Annotated in this window: 19 protein-coding genes; 5 read left to right on the forward strand and 14 right to left on the reverse strand. The window is 67.9% G+C overall.

Going from position 1 to position 23,086, the window contains the following annotated elements; translation table 11 throughout:
• From AVL62_RS17750 to cysD, 10 genes are all read right to left on the reverse strand, one after another.
• On the reverse strand, positions 1 to 395 hold a 395-nt coding region (locus AVL62_RS17750), incomplete at its 3' end, for a hypothetical protein (RefSeq protein ID WP_235585518.1).
• 91 nt (positions 396 to 486) lie between these two features.
• On the reverse strand, positions 487 to 2,190 hold the full coding sequence (locus AVL62_RS03940) for a glycosyltransferase family protein (protein ID WP_235585520.1): 1,704 nt from the start codon (positions 2,188 to 2,190) through the stop codon (positions 487 to 489).
• 518 nt (positions 2,191 to 2,708) lie between these two features.
• Positions 2,709 to 4,595, reverse strand: coding sequence for a glycosyltransferase family 4 protein (locus AVL62_RS16465; protein ID WP_153011652.1), 1,887 nt, complete (start codon positions 4,593 to 4,595; stop codon positions 2,709 to 2,711).
• 170 nt (positions 4,596 to 4,765) lie between these two features.
• Positions 4,766 to 6,004, reverse strand: coding sequence for a UDP-N-acetyl-D-mannosamine dehydrogenase (wecC, locus tag AVL62_RS03945; protein WP_058890376.1), 1,239 nt, complete (start codon positions 6,002 to 6,004; stop codon positions 4,766 to 4,768).
• 72 nt (positions 6,005 to 6,076) lie between these two features.
• Positions 6,077 to 7,813 carry a glycosyltransferase family protein gene (locus tag AVL62_RS03950; RefSeq protein WP_235585521.1) on the reverse strand — a complete coding sequence of 579 codons (1,737 nt, stop codon included), beginning with the start codon at positions 7,811 to 7,813 and terminating at the stop codon, positions 6,077 to 6,079.
• Positions 7,814 to 7,986: 173 nt separating this feature from the next.
• Positions 7,987 to 9,462 carry an APC family permease gene (locus tag AVL62_RS03955; RefSeq protein WP_058890378.1) on the reverse strand — a complete coding sequence of 492 codons (1,476 nt, stop codon included), beginning with the start codon at positions 9,460 to 9,462 and terminating at the stop codon, positions 7,987 to 7,989.
• 54 nt (positions 9,463 to 9,516) lie between these two features.
• Positions 9,517 to 10,224 (reverse strand): response regulator transcription factor, encoded by a 708-nt coding sequence (locus tag AVL62_RS03960; RefSeq protein ID WP_058890379.1) that lies wholly within the window; start codon positions 10,222 to 10,224, stop codon positions 9,517 to 9,519.
• A gap of 566 nt (positions 10,225 to 10,790) precedes the next feature.
• Positions 10,791 to 12,038 carry a GAF domain-containing sensor histidine kinase gene (locus AVL62_RS03965; RefSeq protein ID WP_083518664.1) on the reverse strand — a complete coding sequence of 416 codons (1,248 nt, stop codon included), beginning with the start codon at positions 12,036 to 12,038 and terminating at the stop codon, positions 10,791 to 10,793.
• Between the two features lie 13 nt (positions 12,039 to 12,051).
• A complete protein-coding gene (locus AVL62_RS03970; RefSeq protein WP_058890452.1) occupies positions 12,052 to 13,296 on the reverse strand; it encodes a sulfate adenylyltransferase subunit 1 in 1,245 nt (414 codons plus the stop codon).
• Between the two features lie 23 nt (positions 13,297 to 13,319).
• A complete protein-coding gene (gene cysD, locus AVL62_RS03975; protein ID WP_058890381.1) occupies positions 13,320 to 14,231 on the reverse strand; it encodes a sulfate adenylyltransferase subunit CysD in 912 nt (303 codons plus the stop codon).
• Between the two features lie 105 nt (positions 14,232 to 14,336).
• Here cysD and cysC point away from each other — a divergent pair, with 105 nt between their 5' ends.
• Entirely contained in the window at positions 14,337 to 15,434 is a 1,098-nt protein-coding gene (cysC, locus tag AVL62_RS03980; protein ID WP_058890382.1) for an adenylyl-sulfate kinase, read from the forward strand.
• Complete coding sequence (locus AVL62_RS03985; RefSeq protein WP_058890383.1) at positions 15,431 to 16,201, forward strand: 3'(2'),5'-bisphosphate nucleotidase CysQ; 771 nt, start codon at positions 15,431 to 15,433, stop codon at positions 16,199 to 16,201. Before cysC ends, AVL62_RS03985 begins: the two co-directional genes overlap by 4 nt.
• 4 nt (positions 16,202 to 16,205) lie before the next feature.
• Here the strand turns inward: AVL62_RS03985 and AVL62_RS03990 are convergent, their stop codons facing one another.
• The 3 genes from AVL62_RS03990 to AVL62_RS04000 form a co-directional block, all read right to left on the reverse strand.
• Positions 16,206 to 17,972 carry an SLC13 family permease gene (locus tag AVL62_RS03990; RefSeq protein ID WP_058890384.1) on the reverse strand — a complete coding sequence of 589 codons (1,767 nt, stop codon included), beginning with the start codon at positions 17,970 to 17,972 and terminating at the stop codon, positions 16,206 to 16,208.
• Positions 17,973 to 18,129: 157 nt separating this feature from the next.
• The gene (locus AVL62_RS03995) at positions 18,130 to 18,789 is read right to left on the reverse strand and encodes a LamG domain-containing protein (RefSeq protein WP_058890385.1); all 660 of its coding nucleotides are present in this window, start codon (positions 18,787 to 18,789) and stop codon (positions 18,130 to 18,132) included.
• A gap of 213 nt (positions 18,790 to 19,002) precedes the next feature.
• Positions 19,003 to 20,244, reverse strand: coding sequence for an ATP-grasp domain-containing protein (locus tag AVL62_RS04000; protein WP_058890386.1), 1,242 nt, complete (start codon positions 20,242 to 20,244; stop codon positions 19,003 to 19,005).
• Between the two features lie 81 nt (positions 20,245 to 20,325).
• Between AVL62_RS04000 and AVL62_RS04005 the strand changes: the two genes are divergently transcribed.
• On the forward strand, positions 20,326 to 20,784 hold the full coding sequence (locus AVL62_RS04005) for a DUF3817 domain-containing protein (RefSeq protein ID WP_058890387.1): 459 nt from the start codon (positions 20,326 to 20,328) through the stop codon (positions 20,782 to 20,784).
• 24 nt (positions 20,785 to 20,808) lie between these two features.
• On the opposite strand, the gene AVL62_RS04010 is transcribed toward AVL62_RS04005, so the two are convergent.
• Positions 20,809 to 21,552, reverse strand: a complete 744-nt coding sequence (locus AVL62_RS04010) for an esterase family protein (RefSeq protein WP_058890388.1) — start codon at positions 21,550 to 21,552, stop codon at positions 20,809 to 20,811.
• Positions 21,553 to 21,705: 153 nt separating this feature from the next.
• Here AVL62_RS04010 and AVL62_RS04015 point away from each other — a divergent pair, with 153 nt between their 5' ends.
• Together AVL62_RS04015 and AVL62_RS04020 are read left to right on the forward strand one after the other, a co-directional pair.
• Positions 21,706 to 22,323 carry a DUF4956 domain-containing protein gene (locus tag AVL62_RS04015; RefSeq protein WP_058890389.1) on the forward strand — a complete coding sequence of 206 codons (618 nt, stop codon included), beginning with the start codon at positions 21,706 to 21,708 and terminating at the stop codon, positions 22,321 to 22,323.
• Positions 22,320 to 23,078 carry a polyphosphate polymerase domain-containing protein gene (locus AVL62_RS04020; protein ID WP_058890390.1) on the forward strand — a complete coding sequence of 253 codons (759 nt, stop codon included), beginning with the start codon at positions 22,320 to 22,322 and terminating at the stop codon, positions 23,076 to 23,078. Before AVL62_RS04015 ends, AVL62_RS04020 begins: the two co-directional genes overlap by 4 nt.
• The last annotated feature ends 8 nt before the right edge of the window (positions 23,079 to 23,086 follow it).

The following is a 23,086-nucleotide window of genomic DNA, read 5'->3' on the forward strand; positions in this document are numbered from 1 at the left end:
ACCAGCCCCACAAACCCACCGGCGACCTCCTCCCTCAAGGAACCCATGTCGCGCCGGAGTAGGGCAATCTGTGCGAGACGAAAATCCATACGATCCACTAAAGGCTGCATGGCACTGAGGTTCGTCAGTGATAGCCCAATCTGTCCCAAGCGGACATTGAACATATCCAGCCTGGCGTGCAGGCTTGACAACTGACTAACGTGCTCAGATTCTTGAGTCCGAAGCAAACCGCAAAGTTCCTCGTAGAGCTCGTGCAGCTGACACACCGCGGCCGCAGTTGAACCGCGGGATGCCTGACCTTGGCGAGCGAGAAGCCACGTAAGCACCGCAACTATCCCCAGTAGCAAGCAGCAAAAAACTGCCAGCAAGACGACAGGCGCCTCCTGCGTGCTCATCACGTTGCGCCTCCTTTCCGCGTTCCCCTGCTTGTAGGTCGGCATGAGCGGCCAGGGCAGATCACAACTCGTTCCGAGGTTGGTGACAGCCTCATACCGTGACGTGCTCGGTGGGATCACCAAAAAAGGCAAGCGTCGACTTCTTTGCCAAGAGTTGACTATCCGAGATCGTCCACGTATGACCAGAAGTGACAGCCGATCGTCGAGAAACGAAATTGAAACGATCGCTGGAATATACTCCGCCCCCCCGCGCCGCCACCTTTTCGAGAAACGTCGTGTCCACCCGGCGCGGCAGGTCTTCGAATTGGATGTCGAGCGCATCTTCTCGGGAGGTCACAATGGTTCCGCCCTGGACCAGTTTGGTGAAACGCTTCTCCGCGTAGGGAAAACGCAGCAGTGTGGTCCCCGACGAGGCAAGGTGAGCGTAGTGAGCCCACTTACCTACGACGGTTGCATCGGTGAAGTGGAAGGCATTGACGAGATCCTCGAGATAGTGCACCCCATAGTAGTTGTCGTCGTCCATCTTCGCGACATACCTGCCCGATGACGCACCCACACCCAAGTTCATGCAAGTCCCAAGCGTCACGTCCCCCTTCGCCCTTACAAACACAACCTTGTCTAGGCCAGCCTCCCTCATCCGCCCCCGAACGTTGTCTTCGTTAACGTCGAAACCGTGAAGCACGATCACGACCTCCTTATCCTTCAGGCTTTGAGACGAGGCGAATGAAATGACATTCTCCATCATGTCGGGACGCCGCGTTGGAATAACCATCGAGACCGACCGATCGGGCACCTTTGTTGGGATTCCAAGGACGCTCAGTACCCTATTGACTCGCTGACCATAGGTATGCTCACGCATGACACGCCGATGAGCCTTTAGCCCTATCCGAGCACGCAGCTCTTCATGCTGCACCAAACTGGCGAGTAACTCATCGGTCTGCCCCTCACTCTCCGACACGAGTACGTCTGCCCCAAAGAATGGAGCGACCGAGGCTGCCGGCCCCGAAATGACTGGCGTCGCGGCAGCCGACAGCTCGAAGAGCCGTCGCGAACACATGGAAGGGGAATCCGTCACCGTGTTGACGTTGAGGAACACCTTGTACTGGGTGTAAGCGGCAAGCATTTCTTCGTAGGGCAAGGATCCCACGATGTGTTCACGAAATTTCTCAGGGAAATGATAGCGCTCGTCCTCATTCTGCATGCGCGAGTAGATTTCGAGCCCGTGCTTGCGGGCTGGTCCTAAAATATATTCCATTTGGCCACGTCGCTCGCTATGTTTCTCATTGAAGTAGCTACCTGCGAAAGCCACACCGTGCGACCGACCATCCCCCGACTCGACTGGGTTGTGGATACGTGGCTGCGCGGCGAACGGGAGGACCTCGACCCGGTCGTGTCCAAGGTCACGGCGATAGTCCGGAATTTTTTGGGCATCGACGGTGAAAACAAAGTCCACCAAGCGCGCGGTCTTGATAAATCGGTCGTAGTTCGGAGGGTCTTCCTTGTTCCACAGTACCGTTGGGATGCCTATAGACTTGGCGAACTCGAGAAGGTCGACGAGTGCCTGACTGACACCCTTCTGTCCCGTCATTGCCAGGCGCCAGGCGCCCCGATTGCCTTTCCAGGCCGACTCCAAAAAAATTAGGTCTGGCTTTTCATCAACTATTTGCTGTCGCCAGTCGACAGGTGAGAGAAGGACCTGCCTCCATTCGTACTGTAGGGCGAGCTCGGAAAACGGGTCTAGAATCACCGCTGCTGTGATGTCTGGACGCGCCACCGGCCCGTCTGGAACGTGCACTCGACCTTGCACCTTGACGTGATGTTCAGAAGCGCCCTTCGCGGCTGACGCTGCCTCGCTTTGCTGATCTATCTTCCGCGTCTCGCCAGCACCTGGCTTCCCCCGGAGCACGGCTCCCTCGATGGTCTCAGCTACCGCAGCCCGGATATCGTCCAAAGACAGCCCGACTCCACTTGTGGGCTCTACTGGCTGGGTTTGGGCGACGACCCGGCCCAATCGCCTCTCCAAGCTGCGCAAGCGCCTGACCGCGTCGACCTCATCACGGCGGGACCGGCCCCAGATCCTCTTTGTCTGCAGTGCGCTGGCACTAAAGGCGGCCACAGAAAGCGAAATTAGGGCCAGAGACAGGGGTGCACTACGAAGACTAGGAAGGCTCACCGCTGCCCCTACGAGCGACAGAGCGCCAATCACGACGAGAACGACTCCGGCCGTCAATTTGCCAATCAATCGAGGGTTTCCGGTATAATTTTTCATTTACTTCCTTTGATTGTTGTTTAATTCCAATTTCTCAGCACTATCTATTGCGTGTCGCGGATAGATCTTCTATACACCTCTGCAATCTGGCTGGCCGCAGCCTGCCACGATCTCGTGGTTAAAGGCTCTTTGGGAAGAGAACGTGGGCCAACCTCCATTCGACCGTCAACAAACTCGCTCATCGCACCGGCGAGTTCTGCCGGTTCTCCCGGCCTGCAGAACCTTACTTGCTTGGTGAGGCAGCCTATCGTCTCAACTATAGGAGGCAGAGACGTCGTGATCAGGGGAATCCCCATGGCGATAGGTTCCAGCACCTTAAGAGGTGGAACAACGTCGGTCACCCGGGTCATTCTTCGCGGCATCACGACCGCATCGCACAGCGAGTAGTAGGCAGGAACGTCTTCTATAGGTACTGACCCCACGAACCGGACCCTTTTCTGCAAGCCAAGACGTCCGGTAAGGCGCCATAGGCGCTCACTAGACTTTCCCTTAGCGCCGATGATGACAGCGGACGCATCCCGGCCTCGCCGGCGGAGCAGCCCCATGGCCTGAACAAAGTCCTCAAGGCCCTCATATTCGACGATCGAACCGACGTAGCCGAAGATTGGTCCCGCTTCCAGGCCAAGTGACGCCATGAGGTTATGATCCTTTTCGCGTGACCTGAAGTGACGCGCGTCGACGGCGTTCTTCACCACATCGATCCTCTCGGGGGATACTCCCCTCAGAATGAGCCAGCGCTTCATTCTTGTGGACAGCACGATGACGCGAGTCGCTCCACCGGCCGCTTGCACCTCCATCTCTTCGCAGAAGTGGTACTCGTCGCTGTACTCCCATTCAGGGTCGCGGGCTGAACGCGATAGGTGCCACAAACCGCGCATCTCGTACACGCAGGGGAGACCGAGCTGCCGGGCTGCCTGAATACTCGCCAAACCTTCTGCAAAGTTGGAAGCCGCATGGATGACAGCGGCTCTATTCTCTCGCGCGTGCCGCGCCAGCAACCCCGCGTAAGCTTCCACGTAACGGACGAAACCCCGATCCTCGAAAGGCGCAAGACGGTGATACGCGATGGCCTGGTCGCTACTCGGTCCCGAATCGTCATTCGCCCACCCGAATCCAGGTCGTGTCACGGCGGAGACATCCCAACCCGAGGTGCGTAGGGCATTGCGCAGATACTCTGAACGTACGGTGTAGCCGTTCTTCACATGGGGCTGCGATTCGTGAAGGACGTACACGACCCGGTCCGTCCCCGAGGGCCTAGAGGAATCTCCCCCTCTTAGGGGATAGCCCCCTCTGATTAGCGAAGCCCGTTCTCGCTTCACGTCACGGTCCCGAACCATCCTCTGCAGCTCGTCCCGCTTGGTCTGGACCCATTTGTCCTGAGGTCGAGCCGTGAGGTAAGCCTGTGCCAGACTCACCAAGTCTTCAGCGGTCTCGGCCTCGACCGGTCGCTGCACTTCAGCCCGGATCGAGTCGAGCACCTCGTCCGTCAGCGGTTCTGACGACAATCGGTGAGGAAGCAGATCATACCGCCTGGCCAGCACTGCAGCCTGCAGCCAGGCCGCCCGTGCATCCGGATCCGTGGACGGCGGAGCGGGCGGGTCGTCGCCCTTGCGAAGAGCAATAACCATCTCCAGTTGCGCTCGCAGGTGACGGTCAGCGGTATGGGGGACAAGCGATGTCAAGTCTGCGGTTGAGATGAGGCCCCAGACTCTGCGACTTTGGGCTATGCCCAACCGAGAACCCCTCACCGAACGCAGGAGGGCCGCCGTGCGGCTAGAAAACTCCGCCACGGGAGGGTGGATGGCGTCCTCAATCTTCCCGAGGAGCTGGACAGCCTCCGCGTTACCCGGATTCAGGTCGAGAGCGTTCTTGACCGCCTCGTAGGCCGCGCGTCCATTATTCTCATTGACGAGTGTGGTGGCGTAGGCCAACCAAACCCGATGATTGCTCGCGGCTCCGCTGCGGAGCAGGACGCGCAGTCCGTCCGCGTCCGTAGGCCATTGAGAGGCCTTGATAGACCGTTTTGGACGCAGCCAACTATCAGGTGACCTCACGATGCGACATCTCGCAGGTTCCTAAACAGCCCTAGGTACACGTCCCATCACCGCCAAGCGCCTCGGGTGTCGACGACCGGGACCTCGCGTCCGGGCCCGGCTAGCTCCTTGAACTCCTTGTGATCGACGAGGAGCACGATGACGTCGGCGCGCTTGAGAGCGTCGGAAAGCGGGGCGAGCTGCACATTGGAGAGATCGGCGAGCCGCGCGGGCAGCGCCTCGACGTTTGGTTCCACCGCGAGCACCGTGCCCGTCGGCAGCCGCTCCGCCAGACTGTGCGTAATGTCCAGGGCCGGCGACTCCCGCATGTCGTCGATGTCGGGCTTAAAGGCGAGCCCCAACGCCGCGACCGTGGGCGCCTCACGACCCTCGACGTGAGCAGCCACTTGGTTGATGACGTACTCGGGTTTGCTGTCGTTCACCTCCCGCGCGGTTCGGATCAACCGCGCCTGCTGGGGCACGGAGGACACGATGAACCAGGGGTCCACGGCAATGCAGTGCCCACCAACGCCTGGACCCGGCTGCAGGATGTTGACGCGAGGGTGCTTGTTGGCCAGCTCGATGAGCTCGAAGACATCAATGCCGACCTTTTCAGCGATGATCGACAACTCGTTGGCGAAGGCGATGTTGACGTCGCGGAACGAGTTCTCCGTCAGCTTGGCCATCTCTGCGGTGACGGCGTCGGTGAGGAAGATCTCGCCGTGGCAGAAGCTCGAGTAGAGTTCCTTCGCCCGCTCGGCAGCCTGCTGCGTGAGCCCGCCAACAATCCGGTCGTTCTCCACCAGCTCGATCATTACGCGGCCAGGTAGCACCCGTTCGGGGCAGTGCGCAACGTCGACGTTGGACGGGTCACCCTCCGCGTCGGTCGAGAGCTCCGGGCGAGCCGCAGTGATCCGGTCGGCCACGTGCTGCGTGGCACCGGGTGGCGACGTGGACTCGAGGATGACCAGCTCGCCACCCTTGAGTTGCGGGATTATGCCGTCGGTAGCGGCATCGATGTAGCTGAGATCCGCGCTGTAGCCCTCAGCGAAGGGCGTGGGCACCGCGATGATGTAGACCTCGGCGGCCGGGGTCTCCTTCTGCGCCGACAGCGCGCCCCGGCTCACCGCTCCCGCGACGTGGGTGCTGAGGTCAGGCTCGACGAAGGGGATACGTCCGGCGTTCACCGCGTCGACGTGCCTGTCGCTCACGTCGACACCGAGCACCCGGTATCCGTGACTGGCCAGAATGGCGGCCGTGGGAAGGCCGATGTATCCGAGGCCGATGACGGCAACGCTCTGCGACATGAAAGAACGGACCTCTCAGTGGGGATGGGGATCGTTGAACTCTACAGAAACCGAGCACTCCCTCGACCGTCCTCAGGTAAAGACATGGTCAATTCCGGCGCCGTAGGCGACCACCCGGCCGTTGGCCAGCAGCTCGGCATCCGGGGCGTCCCAGGTGTGACCGCGCCCTCGCCGCACCTGGATGAAGTTAAAGCGGTCCGCGGCGTAGATCGCGCCGCCGCCGGCTAGGACCGTCCGGAGGAAGTGGGTGTCCTCCCCGGTGGTGCGTGCAGCGAAGGGCTCGGCCCGGAGTAACTCGCGCCTCGTCATGACCGTCGGCCCCATGACGAGGTCGGTGAAGCGGTTCTCGTAGTAGCCGAAGCGCACGATCAACGCGCCCGTGGACTGCAGGAACATATGGTGCGCCCGCTTGCCCACCACGTCGGCGCCGGAGAAGTCGAGCGCCCGGCGCAGGTCGGCGAGGTAGTGCGGCCCGTAGAGGTCGTCGTCGTCGAGCTTGGCGACCAGGTCGCCGTCGGCGGCCCGCACACCCCGGTTCAGGCACTCGCCGAGCGTCAGGTCGGGGTCGGCGGCCAGGAGGGTCAGGTCCGTGATGCCGAGGTCCCGCGCTCGCGTGGGCAGGTCCTCCGGTGCCTCGAAGCCGTGGGTGACGAGGACCAGCTGCGGCGTGACCTCCCGCTGGCCGGCGACGGACCCCAGGACGTGGTCGAGCTGGTGCGGACGGTTAGTCGAACACACGACGCTGACCGAGGGCTCGGTCGAGGTCGCGTCCTGAAGCCCAACCCGTTCTAGCAGCTCGTCGACCCGGCGTGCATAAGTGTGGTCGGTGAGCACCTTGCGCGCCGCCAGGTGCCCCATACGGTCGCGCCATTCGTCGTTGCCCACCAGCCCGCGCAGCACCAACTCGGCCTCACGGTTGTCGCGGACCGTGACCATCTCCTCGGGCGCGAAGTAGGCCTCGATCGCCGGCGTGGGCGTCGACACGACCGGCGTGGTGCAGGCGCTGAGCTCGAAGATGCGTCGGGGGCACATCGTGGCGCTCTCCGGCACCGAGCTGACGTTGAGGAAGACCTTGAAGTCGCGGTACGCCGACAACATCTGCTGATAGCTCAAAGCACCCTTGACTCGATCGCAGACGTCCTCGGGGAACTGGTATCGCTCGTCCCCGCCATGGAAGCGCGAGAAGATCTCCAGGCCGTGGCTCATCCGGGGTGAGACGCGGCGGGCTGCCCCGAGGAGCAGGTCCATCTGCTCGCGTCGCTCGGGGAAGCGGTGGCGGTAGTACATCCCCGCGAAGGCGATGTCCCGCGCCGGGAGCCCGCGCGGACGCATCGGGTTGTGGATCCACGATGCAGCGGCGAAGGCCATCGGCGCGACGCGCTCGTGGCCCAGCTCGGCGACATACCGCGGGACGCTGTCGGCGTCGCTGGTCAGGACCCAGTCGAAGAGGCGGGCCGTGTCGAGGAAGTCCTCCAGGTGGACGGGGTCCTCCTTGTTCCAGAAGACCGTGGGTATGCCTCGTGCCCGGCAGTGCGCGACCAGCTCGCGCAGCGGCTCGCTCGGCGCCTTCGACCCGGTCAGCTGGTACTGCCACGCCCCGCCGTTGCCGTTCCAGGCAGACTCCACAAAGAGCAGATCACGCCCCTCCACCTGCTGGCGCCACCGGTCGGGCGTGAGCAGCGTCTGGTCCCACTCCCATCGCAGGCACAGCTCGGTGAACTCATCGGCGATGACGCCCACCCGCAGCGCCCGACGCGGCGCCCGGTGGGTTGGCAGGTCCCATTCGCGGGGCTGGTATGCCTCAGCCACCACGGGGGTCGCAGGAGCCGGGATACGATGTGCGGGCGGGATGTGACGGCGTGCCCGGTGGCGTCGCCACTGCGCGATGCCACCCCGTCGTAGGTGCCAGAGCTGGGTGCGTAGTGATCGCAGGCTCACGCGCACGACCCCAAGGCCCAGGCCGGGCGCCGGCATACCGGCCCTCAGGACGGACCCGATGGCTGCTGGCCCGCGTGCTCGCCCAGCACGAGGTGACGCATCTCCTCCTCGTCCACCTGCCGGCTGGTCGGCAGACGCACGAGGTAGAACACGACTCCCAGGACCACCCAGATCCCGAGCGCCACCCACGAGGGCGTGCTCAGCTGCGCCGGCGATCCGGGCAGCAGCAGGAGCCCGAGGAACAGCAGCCCGGTGAGCACCCCGAGACCGCTGAGCACCTTGCGGGCGGTGGACCGGGTGTCCGGGTCACCCAGGTCGCTTCCGGACCACTGCCACAGCCGGTATGCCGCCAGGCACGTGTAGGTGTAGGCGATGGTGACGCCGACGGAGGTCATATCGACCACCCACAGCAGTGCCTCGCGGCCGAAGAGCGGCGCGATGAGGCACAGGCCGGCGGCGAACCACACGGCATGACTGGGCGCGCCTGCCCCGTTGACCTTCGCGAAGAACGGCGGCAGCACCTTGGCCCGCCCCATGGCGAAGAGCAACCGGCTCGCCGAGACGTAGAAGCCGTTGAGGCCGGTCGAGACCCCCATCACCACGGCGATCGCGAGGAGGACCAACCCGACGGGACCGAAGAGCGTCTCGAGACCGTCGGCGGTCCCCCACGCCGGCGCCTCGGCGACCATCTGCGGCCAGGGCTGCGCGACCGCGGTGGCCACCACCATCGCGACGTAGATGCCCGCGGCCGACACGATGGCCAGCACGATGAGACCGAAGGCCTTGGTCGGGGAGAAGTCGAACTCCTCAGCCGCCTGCGGGACGTTGTCGAAACCGACGTACGCCCAGGGCGCGATGGCGACGATCACCAGGACGGCCGCCAGCGGTGACACGCCCTCGGGGAAGCCCGGCTCCAGGTTGGCCAGCGGCGTGTCGGGGTGCAGCCACGTCGCGACGAGGATGCACGCGACCGCCGCCAGCATGACGAGGCAGAAGGCATACTGCACCCGACCCGACAGCGTGCCACCGCGCGCGTTGAGCAGCGCGAAGAGGACCAGCGCCGCCGACGCGACGACGACCTCCCCCAGATAGACCTGCCATCCCGCGACCTCCCACAGCGGCACCCACTCCACGACCGGGGGCAACAGCCGGCGGAAGAGCAGCGCCAGCGCCGAGGCGTTCAACGCGATGATCGAGATGTAGCCCAGCACCAGCGCCCACCCCGCGACGAAGGCGTGGGTACGACCGAAGAAGGTGTAGGCGTAGGCATACTCGCCTCCGCTCACCGGGAAGTGACGGATGAGCAGCCCGTAGCTGACGGCGATGACGCACATGAGCGCGCCGCCGATGACGAGGCCCAGGCTGGCGCCCAGGGGTCCTGCCTGCCCCAGAAGGTCTTGTGGCAGCACGAACGCGCCCCACCCGATGGCTGAGCCCAGCGCCACCGCCCAGACCCACTGTGGCTTGAGCGTTTTGCTCAGCTCCTGCCGCTGCGCGGGAGACCCCGCCTGCTCCACCATGCTGGAAGTGTAAAGGCAAGGAACACAATCCGCGGGGACGTCGACAGAATGGCCTCACCCGTCCTGGGTCTCCAGCCGGAAGCCCACCCCGCGCACCGCGGTGATCCGCACCGGGGCGTCCGCCCCCTCGAGCTTGCCCCGCAGGCGACCGACGGTGTTGTCCAAGGTCTTGGTCGACCCGAACCAGTTCTCGTCCCACACCTCGTTGATGAGCGTCTCCCGGCTGACGACGGCTCCGCGGCGTGCGGCCAGGAGGGCCAGCACGTCGAACTCCTTGGTGGTGGTGGGCACGTCGACCCCGCGCACGAGCACGCGTCGGGCGTCGACGTCGATGTGCAGACCCCCGTCGGCCGGACGGGGCTCGGCCCGCGGGGGGTCCGGAGCCCGGTTGATGGAGCTGCGCCGCAGCAAGGCCCGGGTGCGTGCCTGCAGCTCGGCGAGCCCGAACGGCTTGGCGAGGTAGTCGTCGGCCCCCGTGTCCAGCCCGACGACCCGGTCCAGCTCGCCGTCCCTGGCCGTGAGGATGATGATGCCGCCGAGGTAGCCGGCCTCCCGCACCGCGCGGCAGACGTCGATCCCGTCCATGTCGGGCAGCCCCAGGTCGAGCAGGACCAGGTCGACCTGTGGATCGGCGGCCACCACCCGGTCGACGGCCGGTTGCCCCTGGTCGAAGCGGTCGACGGCATGGCCGTCTCGCTCGAGGGTGCGCACCAGCGGGGCGGCGATCTTGTCGTCGTCCTCAACGACCACGACCGTGGCCATAGGAGGAATCCTAGGCAGCGCGAGGCTCATGGTGACGGCACCGGGGTATGCCGCGGGTGTCGCGGCCCGGGTGGTGCGCGGTCCGTCGGACCACGGCGCTCCACGCCTCACGCGCATACCTCCTCGGTCGACCTTCTCCGATCGGGGTCGGTGGCGGCAGTCGATCCCCGCGTCATCCGCGGCACACCCTCCTCAGCGCAGGAGGACGGCTCAGCAGCTGGGCTGCGGGGTGTCGCCGCCGTCCCTGACGGCGACGCCCCGCAGCAGACAGGGGCTCTGTCGCCGTCACGGAAGGCGACAAAGGCCCCGGGGCCTGGCCCGGAGGGGGACCGGCCCTGGCCTGACGGCTGTCCCAGTGCCGTCAGGTTGCGGTGGAGCTCGCGTGAGCGAGCAGTGCCGTGGCGCCGGCGGGGCCCGTCCTACGGACCTGCTGTGACGCCACGTGTCCAGCTGCGTTGCGTGATGTCTCCGACCTTACGCAGCGCTTCTCCACGGCTGATCCACGCCAGATCCTCATCTGGTCCACAAGGTCGCCACGGTCGACCTGACTGACTCCGCGGTGACGCTCAGGTCGCGTCGTGGCGGTCCGCGGCGGGCGCGTCCACGGGCAGCTCGAACCACGCGCGGGTGCCGGTCTCGGGCGCCGGCTCGAGGCCGACCCGCCCGCCGTGCGCGGTGACGACGCGGTGCACCGTGGCCAGCCCGATCCCGTGCCCCGCGGCCCCGGCCACCCCCTCTCCCCGGGCCCGGACGAAGGGGAGGAAGACCTCGTGCTCGTGGCCGGGGGGGACGCCGGCCCCGTTGTCGGTGACGCAGATGCGCCACCAGCCGGGTCTGGCGACGGCGTGCACCCGCACCTGGGGCGGGACCCCGTGCCGGGTGAACTTCAGGCTGTTGTCGAGCAGGTTGAGCAGGACGGAGTAGAGCAGGGCGGGGTCGGCTCGCACGACCGGGAGGTCCTCGACCACCACCTGCGCGTCCGCCTGCCGGACGAGCGGGCTCAGGTCCAGCAGGACCCGGTCGACGACCTCGCGCAGGTCGACGTCCTGCCACGTGGGCCGACCCCCCTCCTGCGCGACCGAGAGCACGTCGTGGATCATCGCGGCCATGCCCCGCGCCGCGTCGGCGATCCGCTCCACGGCGGCCGCCAGCTCGGGGTCCTCACGGACGGCCGGCTCGCCCGCGAGCACCTCCGCGTTGGCCCGCACGGCCATGAGCGGGTTGCGCAGGTCGTGGCTCACCTGGGCGGCGAAGTGCGAGAGCGCCACGTTGGACCTAGCCAGCTCGTCGCGCGTCTGGGTCAGCTCGTCCAGCGACGCGCTCAGCTGCCGGGTGCGCAACCGCAGCTCCAGGATGTCGGTCGCCCTCGCCGCCAGGAAGCCGAGCGCGTCCCGCTGGGCGTCGGAGGTCCGCCGGGGGCGGTGGTCGAAGACGCACAGCTGGCCGACGAGGACGCCGTCGGGGCTGCGCATGGGGGCCGTGGCGTAGAACCGGATGCCGGGCCGCGCGACCACCGTGGGGTGGCCCGCCAACCTCGGGTCCCGGCGGGCGTCCGGCACCACGACGGCGTCGTCGATCTCCACCTGGGAGCACAGGGACTCACCCAGGGCGCACACCGACGGCTCGGTCCCGGTCGCGGCGATCCGGTGCTCTCTGGTGGCGGTGAAGATCGTCACCGCCGCGCCGGGCGCGCCGAAGATACTTGCCGCCAGGTGCGAGAGCGACTGGAGCTCGTCGCTGGACGGGGCGCCGACGAGCCCGTAGCGGTCGGCCTCGTCCGTCGGCACGCGCCCGTCCGGTTCCGAGGCTGTCATGACCGCTCGCGGGTCAGTCCCGGATCATCCCCGCGCCGACGGTGACGCCGGAGGCCTGGTCGATGAGGATGAACGACCCGGTGATGCGGTTCTGCTCGTAGAGGTCGACCATGAGCGGCTGCTGGACGCGCAGTCGCACCCGCCCCATCTCGTTGAGACCGATCTCCTGCGCGTCCTGGTCGCGGTGCAGCGTGTTGACGTCGAGCCGGTAGTCGATCTCCTTGACCAGCGCCTTGACGGTGCGGGTGGTGTGCTTGACCAGCAGCTTGGCGCGCGGCTTGAGCGCACCCGGCGACATCCAGCAGACCATCGCGTCGAGGTCCTGCGTCTGCTCCGGCTGGTTGTTGACGCGGGCGATCATGTCGCCGCGGCTCACGTCGACGTCGTCGGCGAGGCGCACGGTCACCGACATCGGGGGATATGCCTCGTCCACCTGGGTGTCGAAGGCGTCGATGGCCTCGATGGTGCTCGTCATGCCGCTGGGCAGGACGATGACCTCGTCGCCCGGCTTCATCACGCCCCCGGCGACCTGACCGGCATACCCGCGGTAGTCGTGGAACTCGTCCGACTTGGGGCGGATGACGTACTGCACCGGGAAGCGGACGTCGCGCATCTCGCGGTCGGAGCCGATGTAGACGTGCTCGAGGTGGTGCAGCAGGCTGCTGCCGCCGTACCACGGCATCTTCTCGCTGCGGGTCACGACGTTGTCGCCCTGCAGCGCCGAGATCGGGATGACGGTGAGGTCGGGCACGTCGAGCTTGCGGACGAAGTCGGTGAACTCCGCCTCGATGCGGCGGAAGGTCTCCTCCGAGAAGTCGACCAGGTCCATCTTGTTGACCGCCAGCACGAGGTGCGGGACCCGCAGCATCGACAGGATGACCGCGTGCCGCCGTGACTGCTCGGTCATGCCCTGGCGGGCGTCCACCAGCACCAGGCCGAGGTCGGCGGTGGAGGCGCCGGTGACCATGTTGCGGGTGTACTGCACGTGGCCCGGGGTGTCGGCGATGATGAACTTGCGCCGCGGGGTCGCGAAGTAGCGGTAGGCCACGTCTATGGTGATGCCCTGCTCGCGCTCGCTGCGCAGACCGTCCGTGAGCAGCGCCAGGTCGGTGTAGTCGAAGCCCTTGTCCTTGGAGGTCCGCTCGACGGACTCCAGCTGGTCCTCGAAGATCGCCTTGCTGTCCAGCAGCAGGCGCCCGATGAGCGTCGACTTGCCGTCGTCCACGGAGCCCGCGGTCGCGAAGCGCAGCAGGTCCATCCCTGTCTCGGTGCCGGTACCCATCAGAAGTAGCCTTCCTTCTTGCGGTCCTCCATGGCGGCCTCGGAGAACTTGTCGTCGCCGCGGGTCGCGCCGCGCTCGGTGATCCGGGAGGCGGCCACCTCTTCGATGATCTTGTCCAGGTCGTCGGCGTCCGACTCCAGGCACCCGGTGAGCGTCAGGTCGCCGACGGTGCGGAAGCGGACCTGCCGCTCGGTGACGGTCTCCCCGTCGCGCAGCGGGTTGTACTCGCTCTCGGAGAAGAGCATGCCGTTGCGCTCGAAGACGCGCCGCTGGTGGGCGTAGTAGATCGACGGGATGTCGATGGCCTCGCGCCGGATGTAGTCCCACACGTCGAGCTCGGTCCAGTTCGACAGCGGGAAGACCCGCATGTGCTCGCCCTCGTGGATGCGGCCGTTGTAGAGGCTCCACAGCTCGGGCCGCTGGTTCTTGGGGTCCCACTGGCCGAACTCGTCGCGGTGGGAGTAGACGCGCTCCTTGGCGCGGGCCTTCTCCTCGTCGCGGCGGCCGCCCCCGAAGGCGGCGGTGTAGCCCTCCTCCTCGATGGCGTTGAGCAGGGTGCCGATCTGCAGCCGGTTGCGCGGCGTCTTGCCGTCGTCGACGACGACGCCGTCCTTGATCGCCTGCTCCACCGAGGCGACGTGCAGGCGCAGCCCGAGCCGCTCCACCCAGCGGTCCCGCGTCGCCAGCACCTCGGGGAAGTCGTAGCCGGTGTCCACCTGCAGCACCGGGAAGGGCACCTTGGCCGGGTAGAACGCCTTCTCCGCCAGCCGCAGCATGACGATGGAGTCCTTGCCGCCGGAGAACATCAGCACCGGCTTCTCGAACTCCGCCGCCACCTCACGGAAGATATGGATCGACTCGGCCTCCAGCTCGTCGAGCTGGGAGAGTCGGTAGTTGCCGTCGACTGTCACTCCTGCGCCTTTCCCCTACGGATGCTGCGGGCTGCACGATATCGGACATCGCCGCAGCTTCTGGCATTGTTACGCCGCCGACCCCACCTGGCCTAGGGTTGCGGCGTGACCACGACCCTCCCCTCGTCGCCGATCTTCCCGGGTGTCCCCACCCTCGACGACCTGGAGCTGCTGCGCCATGGCCTGCTCCCCGCCGACCTCGTGGACGTGCCGGCCGGGCCCGTCACCCTGGTCGACGCCGAGGGGGTCCCGGTCGCCGACGTGGACGCTCAGGGTGGGCTCACGTGGCGCTCGTCCCGCTCCTCCCGACCGTTCGAGACCTGGCACCTGACCGCCGCCGACGTCGACCTCCCGGCCGTGGTGATCGACGACCCAGATGCCTTGACCGGGATCCCGGAGGGCACCCGCACGGTCGTCGTGCTCGCCTCGACGGACGGGGACGACAACCAGCGCGACCTCGACCTCGTGCGCGCCGCCCGGACCCAGTCGCAGGATCAGGGGTATGCCGTGTCCGTCGCCCCGGTGGGCCGCGGCGCTGCGCGGCGCGCCGACAAGGTGTCGCACCTGCAGCAGGTGCTCGGCGGCCCCGACCAGGTCCGCGACCTGACCTCGCCGGCGAGCGGCACGGCATACCTCGACGGACGTGGTGGGGTCGTCGTCCTCCTGACCGGGCTGTCCGGCTCCGGCAAGTCGACCCTGGCGCGGGCGCTGCGCGACCGGCTCGTCGAGGACGAGGGGCGCACGGTGTCGCTGCTCGACGGTGACGTCGTGCGGCGTCACCTGTCCGCCGGGCTGGGCTTCTCCCCCGAGGACCGGGAGACCAACGTGCGCCGGATCGGGTGGGTCGCCGCCGAGATCGCGCGGCACGGCGGCACCGCGATCGCCAGCCCCATCGCCCCCTTCGACGGGACCCGCCGTGCGGTGCGCGGCATGGTGGAGGGCCGCGGCGGGCGGTTCGTCCTGGTGCACGTGGCGACGCCGCTGGAGGAGTGCGAGCGCCGGGACCGCAAGGGGCTGTATGCCCGGGCCCGCGCCGGCGAGATCCCGGACTTCACCGGCATCAGCTCGCCCTACGAGACACCGACCGACGCGACGCTGACCCTGGACACGACCGACCGCGAAGTGGACGAGCTCGTCGACCAGATCCTGGCGGCGATCGCGCCCGCCGACGACCACCCGCTGACCTCCGAGGGGACACCATGACGACCGACGACCACCAGCTCGCCCGCGAGCTCGCCGACCTGGCCGGGGAGCGCCTGCTCGCCGTCCGCGCCGACCTGCACGCCCAGGGGGTGGAGGGTCGCGACCTCAAGGACGCCGGCGACGCCGCCTCCCAGGAGCTGCTCGCGGCCGCGCTGGCCGAGCGGGCGCCGGGCGACGCCGTGCTGAGCGAGGAGGCCGCCGACGACCACGCCCGGCTCACCGCCGAGCGCGTGTGGATCATCGACCCGCTCGACGGGACGCGCGAGTTCAGCGAGGTGCCCCGGGACGACTGGGCGGTGCACGTCGCGCTCTGGCAGGCCGGGGAGCTGCTGGCCGGTGCGGTCGCGCTCCCCGCGCGGGGCGTCACCTACGGCACCGACCCCTCGTCGCTGCTCGACCTGCCGGCCCGTCCGGCGGGCGACCCGCCGCTGCGGCTGGCCGTGAGCCGCTCCCGTCCCCCGGCCTTCGCCGAGGAGCTCGGGCGGACGATGGGGGCCACGACGGTCCCGATGGGCTCGGCCGGCGTCAAGGCCATGTCGGTCCTCGACGGGTCGTCAGACGCCTACGTGCACGCCGGCGGGCAGTACGAGTGGGACTCCGCCGCGCCGGTGGCGGTCGCCGCGGCGCACGGCCTGCACACGAGCCGCGTCGACGGCAGCGCGCTCGTCTACAACCGGGAGAACCCGTGGTCCCCCGATCTCGTGGTGTGCCGCCCCGAGGTGGCGGCCGAGCTCATGGCGGCGCTGGCGACGATGGACCTGGGCTGAGGGGTCAGGGCCAGAGCAGCGGCGTGAGCAGCACGGTGGCGATGACGACCATGAGCGTCAGGACCCACCCGAGCCGCGCGTAGTCGGTGAACCGGTAGCCGCCGGGCCCGTAGACCATCATGTTGGTCTGGTAGCCGATCGGGGACAGGAACGAGGCCGAGGCCGCCACGGCCACGGCGATGGCGGCACCTCGCGGGTCCAGCCCCACCGACTCCGCCGTGGCCACCGCCACCGGCAGCATGAGCAGGGCCGCGGCGTTGTTGGTCACGAGCTCGGTGAGCACGATGGTCGCCAGGACGAGCCCGAGCAGCACCCCGAGGGTGCCGAAGCTGCCGAGCGAGGCCACCAGTCCACCCGCCAGCGCCTCGGCCAGGCCGGAGACCTGCATCGCGCTCGCCAGCCCGAAGGCGGAGGCGATGACGAGGATGACCTCGAGGTCGACCGCGCGCCGGGCCTCCTGGGCGGACAGGACCCCCGTGGCGATGAGCGCCACGGCGCCGAGCAGCGAGCCCTGCAGGATCGGCATGACCCCGAAGGCCGCCAGCCCGACGACCAGCGCCAGGACGGTGACCGGGATCCACGCCCGTGGCGTCGCGGCCGGGGGCGAGCCGTCCAGGCCGGCCACGAGCAGGAAGTCGGAGTGGTCGCGCCACCGCTTCCGGAAGTCGGGGTCGGACACCACGATGAGGGTGTCACCGAGCCGGATCGTCTGGGCGCCGAGCTTGCCGTCGACGAGGTGGCCCGACCGGTGGATCCCGACCACCGCGGCCTGGTAGGTCGACCGGAAGTCCGACTCGCGCAGGGTGCGGCCCACCAGCGGCGACTGGGAGCCGACGACGACCTCGAAGTACTTCGCGCTCTCGCTCTTGAGGTCGAGGACGTGCTCGAGCTCGGCCGAGCGCAGTCCCGGCATGAGCTGGGCGTCGACGACCTTGCTGACCGAGCCGACGAAGTGCAGGCGGTTGCCCCCGCGCAGCACGGTGTCGGGGCGCACGGGGGCGATGACGGTGTCCCCCCGGTCCACCGACACGAGGAACAGGCCGGGCAGGGACCGCAGCTTGGCCTCCTCCACGGTGCGGCCGTCGACCGGTCCACCCGGCTGGACGATCATCTCGATGGAGAAGCGGCGGCCCTCGCTCTGCAGCTCTTCCCGCGCGGAACGGCGGGCCGGGAGCAACCGCGGCGCGACCGCGACGAGCACCAGGAGCCCGAGGATCGCGATGGGCAGACCCAGCCGCCCGATCTCGAAGAAACCGATCGCCTCGAGGCCGAGCTCGGTCATCTGCCCCGACACGACGAGGTTGGTCGAGGTGCCGATGACGGTGAGCAGTCCGCCGAGCACCGCCGCGAACGAGATCGGCATGAGGAACTTGCTCGCGGACCGCCCCCGCCGCTCGCACCAGGCCGTCACCTGCGGGATGAGCATGGCCACGATCGGGGTGTTGTTGAGCAGTGCGGACGCCCCGACGGTCGGGGTCAGCACCCGCAGCAGCGGCAGCCGGTATGCCCCCCGGTCACCCAGGGTGCGCTGCATCACCGGGGCCAGGGCACCGGTCTTCTCGATGCCGGCGGCCACGACGTAGAGCGCCGCCACGGTGATCGGCGCGGGGTTGGAGAAACCGGTGAAGGCCTCGGCCGGGGTGATCACCCCCAGCACGAGGAGGGCGATGACCCCCCCGAGCACCACCACCCAGGGGCTGGTGCGCTGCCGCACCAAGGCCAAGAGCACCCCGAGAAGGACGACGACGGTGATCCACGCATCGACAGCCATCACCGACAGACCCTTTCACGACAACCGCTCCACCCGCGCGCGGCTTCACGACGTGGCCCGCAGAGCAACCATGAGCATACGTGCCCGTCACTCAACGGGCTGAGTCAGCGTCAGACGGCAGCACCCGTGAGATAAAGGGGTGGACCTCGACTACATCTCAGTTATCGATGTCCAGCATGGGATCGCTGACGACGCCATTGAACTGGTCCGTGCTGCCCTTCACGACCTGTCCGCTTGCGGTGAGCTTTCCGCCGATCGACAGGGGGGTGGACCGGTTTGACCACGACAGATGGCCGGTCGCACCCCGGCCCGTCGACGTGCCGATTCTCGTCTTGTCCCCCGCGAGGTGCTCCGTCACCGTCAGAGTCACTGCCGTACCGGATCGCTCGCAGGTCGCGTCGTACCACCTGCCCGGCTGAACGGTGACCCAGGACCTGACGAAGACGGCTCCCCTGGACCCAGAGACACGACACGTCAGACGATCATCATCGACCTGCAACTTGTATTGGGACTCGCCCCACGTCCCTCGCTGCATGATGTTGTTGCCGTTGTCGATCTTGGATCCCGTGGACACGCGGTCGAGGTTGAAAGACGCGCCGAAGGCAAAGTCCTTGGTGCCTGGTGCCAGAGGGTCACCACTCCTCGCCTGGTGCCTCACTCTCACGACGGCCCTCGGCATAGAGCTGCCCTGCTGGAATGCCGGTAGGCGTACTGCGACGTCGCCAGCGCGGTCTCTATCGACCCGTGCTGTTCCCCCATCGAGCTTGGCGACGTCCACGGTCACGGGTAACGTGCCGATGTTGGACAGTCCGCTCACCGGGCGACCTGATTCGGGGGACCCATTCACCTCAACGTGAACGTCACGCACAGGGGGGGTCGCTGCGCTCACTGAGCTAGCAGATGCGCACGTCACTGCGAAGAACAGAGCAGCCGATACGCGCACGATACGAGAAACCGTCACGGGGTCTTCTCCTTGATTGAAGTTGCGTCATGCTAGCCGCGAATTGCTGGACCGGCCACCGGGCGCGGCTCACCCCCTCTGGTCAGTCACCCACATGCCGGTCAGGCCCCGGAAGTGCGCGATGAACTTCTCGTGCTCGTGCGCCGGGTAGTGGCCGCGCACGGTGTCCACCAGGAGGCGGTCGAAGTCCTCGGAGGCCACCCAGTCCATGACCCGCTCGGGTAGGTGCGCCAGGTGCTGCTCGCACCACTCCCAGTAGCGGTCGGTCTCGAACTCGGCGTCCGCGAGCTCGCGGTAGGCCTGCATCTTCTCGGTGTAGGTGCGGTCCGGGTCGTCCCCGATGGCGAAGTAGTCCCGCGGGTTGCGCACGCCGATCGCCGACTTGCGGCCGGTGACGAGGCAGTAGGTCGACCACCGGACCAGGGCCGTGATGGCCCACGGGAAGTAGTAGTGCAGGGAGGTGATCGCGACGTCCGGGCAGGCGTTCGCGTAGTCGATGGGGTAGACCTCGTCACCGGCGACGAGCATCTCGGCGGAGTTGAACTCCCAGCCGAAGAAGGCGTTGACGACCTTGCTCACTGTCTCGGCCTCCCACCCGGCCTGCGGAGAGAGGAAGTCGTGGGTGACGGCATACCTGTTGTGCATCGGCTCGTCGGGCCGGAAGTCCATGACCATCGTCTCCGGACCGATCGTCAGGGCCCGGGCGAACTTGTCGTAGTCGACCGTCGCCTGCAGGTGCATGAGCATGTTGCCGGACTCGTCGTAGGCCTTGTGCAGCCCCTCGACGTCCTTGACCTTGGAGACGCCGCGCCAGCCGCCCCCGTCGAAGGGCTTCATGAACAGCGGGTAGCCGATGTCGGCCGCGATGGTCTCCAGGTCGAACGGGTCGTTGTACTTCGCGGCGGTGTAGGCCCACCGGACGTTGTCGATCGGGTTCTTGTAGGGGACCAGCACGGTCTTGGGGATCTTCATCCCCAGCCGGAGCATGGCGACGTAGGCGCTGTGCTTCTCCATCGACTGGAAGGTGAACGGGCTGTTGAGCAGGTAGGTGTCGTTCATGAGCGACGCCTTCTTCAGCCACTCGCGGGGGTGGTAGTACCAGTACGCCAGGCGGTCGATGACCAGGCCGTGGCGCACCGGGTCGGTGAGGTCGAAGGGATGGATCCGCACGCGCTCGCTGCTGATCGAGTGCGTCGCGCCGTCGGCCTGCACCGGGCCCACCAGCGACATGATCGACTCGAAGGCGCGCGGCCAGTCCTCCTCCGCGCCGAGCAGCAGACCGATCAGGTGGGTGCGCACGTCGTTGGCCATGACCGGAACGTTAGCGCCTCCCGCAGGCCCCGTCACGGAGCCCGTGCACAGCGTCCGCGACAGGTCGGCGACACTGGCACCGTGACCCCTCCTGGACCTGGCCGGCTGCTCCGCGTACTCGCCGACGCCGAGGCGGTGACCTGGTCGCTCCTGCTCATCGGGATGGCGTTGAAGTACCTCACCCGGACCACCGACCTCGGGGTGAGCATCGCCGGCCCGATCCACGGCTTCGTCTTCCTCGCCTACTGCGTGGTGGTCGTGGTGGTGGCCGTCGACCAGCGCTGGGGCGCCAGGACGCTCGTCCTGGGGCTCTTCAGCGCGGTGCCGCCCTTCGTCACCATCCCGTTCGAGCAGTCCGTGCGCCGTCGGGGGCTGGCGCCGGCCGAGTGGCGGCTGCGGGAGGACGGCGTGGCCCGCACGCTCCCCGAACGCGCCCTGCACGGCGTCCTGCGGCGCCCGCTGGTGTGGGCGGCCGTCGCTCTCGTGGCGGTCACCGTCGTGTTCGTGGTGCTGCTGCGCCTCGGGCCACCGGTCGGCTGACGGGCGCTCCCGACCGGTCCGACCTCAGCAGAAGCGGGGCAGGTGGTGGGCCAGCTGCTTGCGCCACCAGGGCCAGTCGTGGGCGCTGTCGTGCCCCCACAGGTCGAGCTCGTGGGGGATGCCCTTGTCGGCCAAGATGCCCGCCATCCGGTGCGCGCCGGGAAGCGACTGGGTCGGGTGGACCTCGAAGGCTCCCTGCCCGACGACGAGCAGGATGTTGGCGTGCTGGCGCACCCACTGCAGGTGCTCGCCCTCCATGCCCGCGACGTAGGCCGTGGGGTTGGAGAAGTAGGTCGCCTCGCCCAGCTCGCCCCACCCGTGCCACGAGCTGGGGTCGAAGTTGCCGGACAGGCTGATGCCGACGCCGAAGACGTCGGGCCGCTTGAGCGCGAAGTTGACCGCGTGGAAGCCGCCCATGCTCGCCCCGACGGTCACGATGCGGTCGTGCCCCGGTGAGTCCTCGTCGACGAGGGGCACCACCGTGTCCAGGATCCAGCGCTCGTATGCCCCGTGCCGGCGCGCCCGCTCCTCGGTCGGCAGGCTGTTGTCGCTCCAGGTCAGGTGGTCGAAGGAGTCGACCGCGTAGAGCTTGATCCGTCCGTCGGTCAGCAGCGGGGCGACGGCGTCGAGCATCCCGTTGTTCTCGAAGTCCCACGCCCGGCCGGCCTCGGAGGGGAAGACCAGCACCGGCCGGCCCCAGTGGCCGTAGCGGATGACCGCGCCCCGTCCGACGCCCTCGGTGTCGAGATCGATCTGCTCGCGCTCCATGGCTCTCCTCACCCGGCTCGACCGCCGGCCGACCCGACGTGGGGGCAAGCCTGCCACACCTCATACATCTCGCACCGGCGGTTCACAGCAGGCACATAGCCCCGGGCGGCGGAATGGACTCACACCACCGCACACCGCCCCCGAGGAGCACCCATGAACGCCCTGATCCTGCCCGCCGTCGACCTGCTCGCGATCGTCCTGCTGACCTTCGCGATCTACCTTCCCCGGCACCGACGCACCGAGCTGGTCCCGGCCTTCCTCGGGGTCAACGTGGGGGTGCTGGCCGTCAGCATGGCGCTCACCTCCTCAGCCGCGACGGTCGGTCTCGGCCTCGGGCTCTTCGGCGTCCTGTCGATCATCCGGCTGCGCTCCAGCGAGCTCAGCCAGCGCGAGATCGCCTACTACTTCGCCGCGCTCACCCTGGGTCTGCTCGGTGGCGTCGGGGTGACCAGCCTCGTGGTCGGCATCGGCCTCATGGCGCTCGTCGTGCTCGCCCTCGCGGTCGGCGACCACCCGCGGGTCGCCGGGCCGCAGGAGGAGCTGCAGCAGCAGCTGGTCGTGCTCGACCGGGCGGTCACCGACCCCGACGAGCTGCACGACCGGCTGGGGGCGCTGCTCGGCGGCGAGGTCGTCACCGCCCGCACGGTGCGCCTGGACCTGGTCAACGACAGCACGCAGGTCGAGGTCGGCTGGCGGGCGTCCGGCGGGACCTCGTCGACGGTGCAGGCCCCGGCCGGCGCCTCCGTGACCCGCGAGGCGGTCGCCCGATGAGCCCGCTCGCCAGCCTCTCCCCCATCTCGCTGACGGACCTGGTCGCCGAGTCGGCCCTGCTCACCCGGGTGGACCGCAAGTACCTCCTCACCACCGCCCAGGTCGACGCCGCCCTCACGGACCTGCCCGCCGGGACCCGCGTCCTGGAGATCGAGGGCCTGCGCCGGTTCGACTACGCCTCGACCTACTTCGACACGACCGACCGCGCCAGCTACCGCTCGACGGCGACCGCGCGCCGCCGCCGCTGGAAGGTGCGCACCCGTTCCTACCTCGACACCGGCACCTGCTGGCTCGAGGTCAAGACCCGCGGCCCGCGCGGCACCACGGTCAAGACGCGCCAGCCGCACCCCGTGGGTATGCCGTCCGCCCTCACCGCGGACGCGGCCGGCTTCGTGGCGCGCACACTGCGCGACCAGGGGGTGCCGCTGCCCGGGGACGGCTGGGACGCGGCGCCCGCGCTCGACACGGCATACCGCAGGACGACGCTCGCCCTCGCCGACGGCGCCCGAGCCACGATCGACACGGCGCTGCGCTGGACCTCGCCGGACGGCACCGAGCTGGCGCCCGAGGGCGTCGCCATCGTCGAGACCAAGGGCGGGTCCACCCCGACCTCGTTGGACCGCGCGCTCTGGGCCGCCGGCCACCGGCCGGTGCGGATCAGCAAGTTCGCCAACGGCCTGGCTCTGCTCGACCCGACCCTGCCCGCGCACCGCTGGCACCGCCTGCTCTCGACCACCGGCCCGCTGGCCGCCTGACCCACCAC

The sequence above is a fragment of the Serinicoccus chungangensis genome, assembly GCF_001483745.1.
Lineage (GTDB): Bacteria > Actinomycetota > Actinomycetes > Actinomycetales > Dermatophilaceae > Ornithinicoccus > Ornithinicoccus chungangensis_A.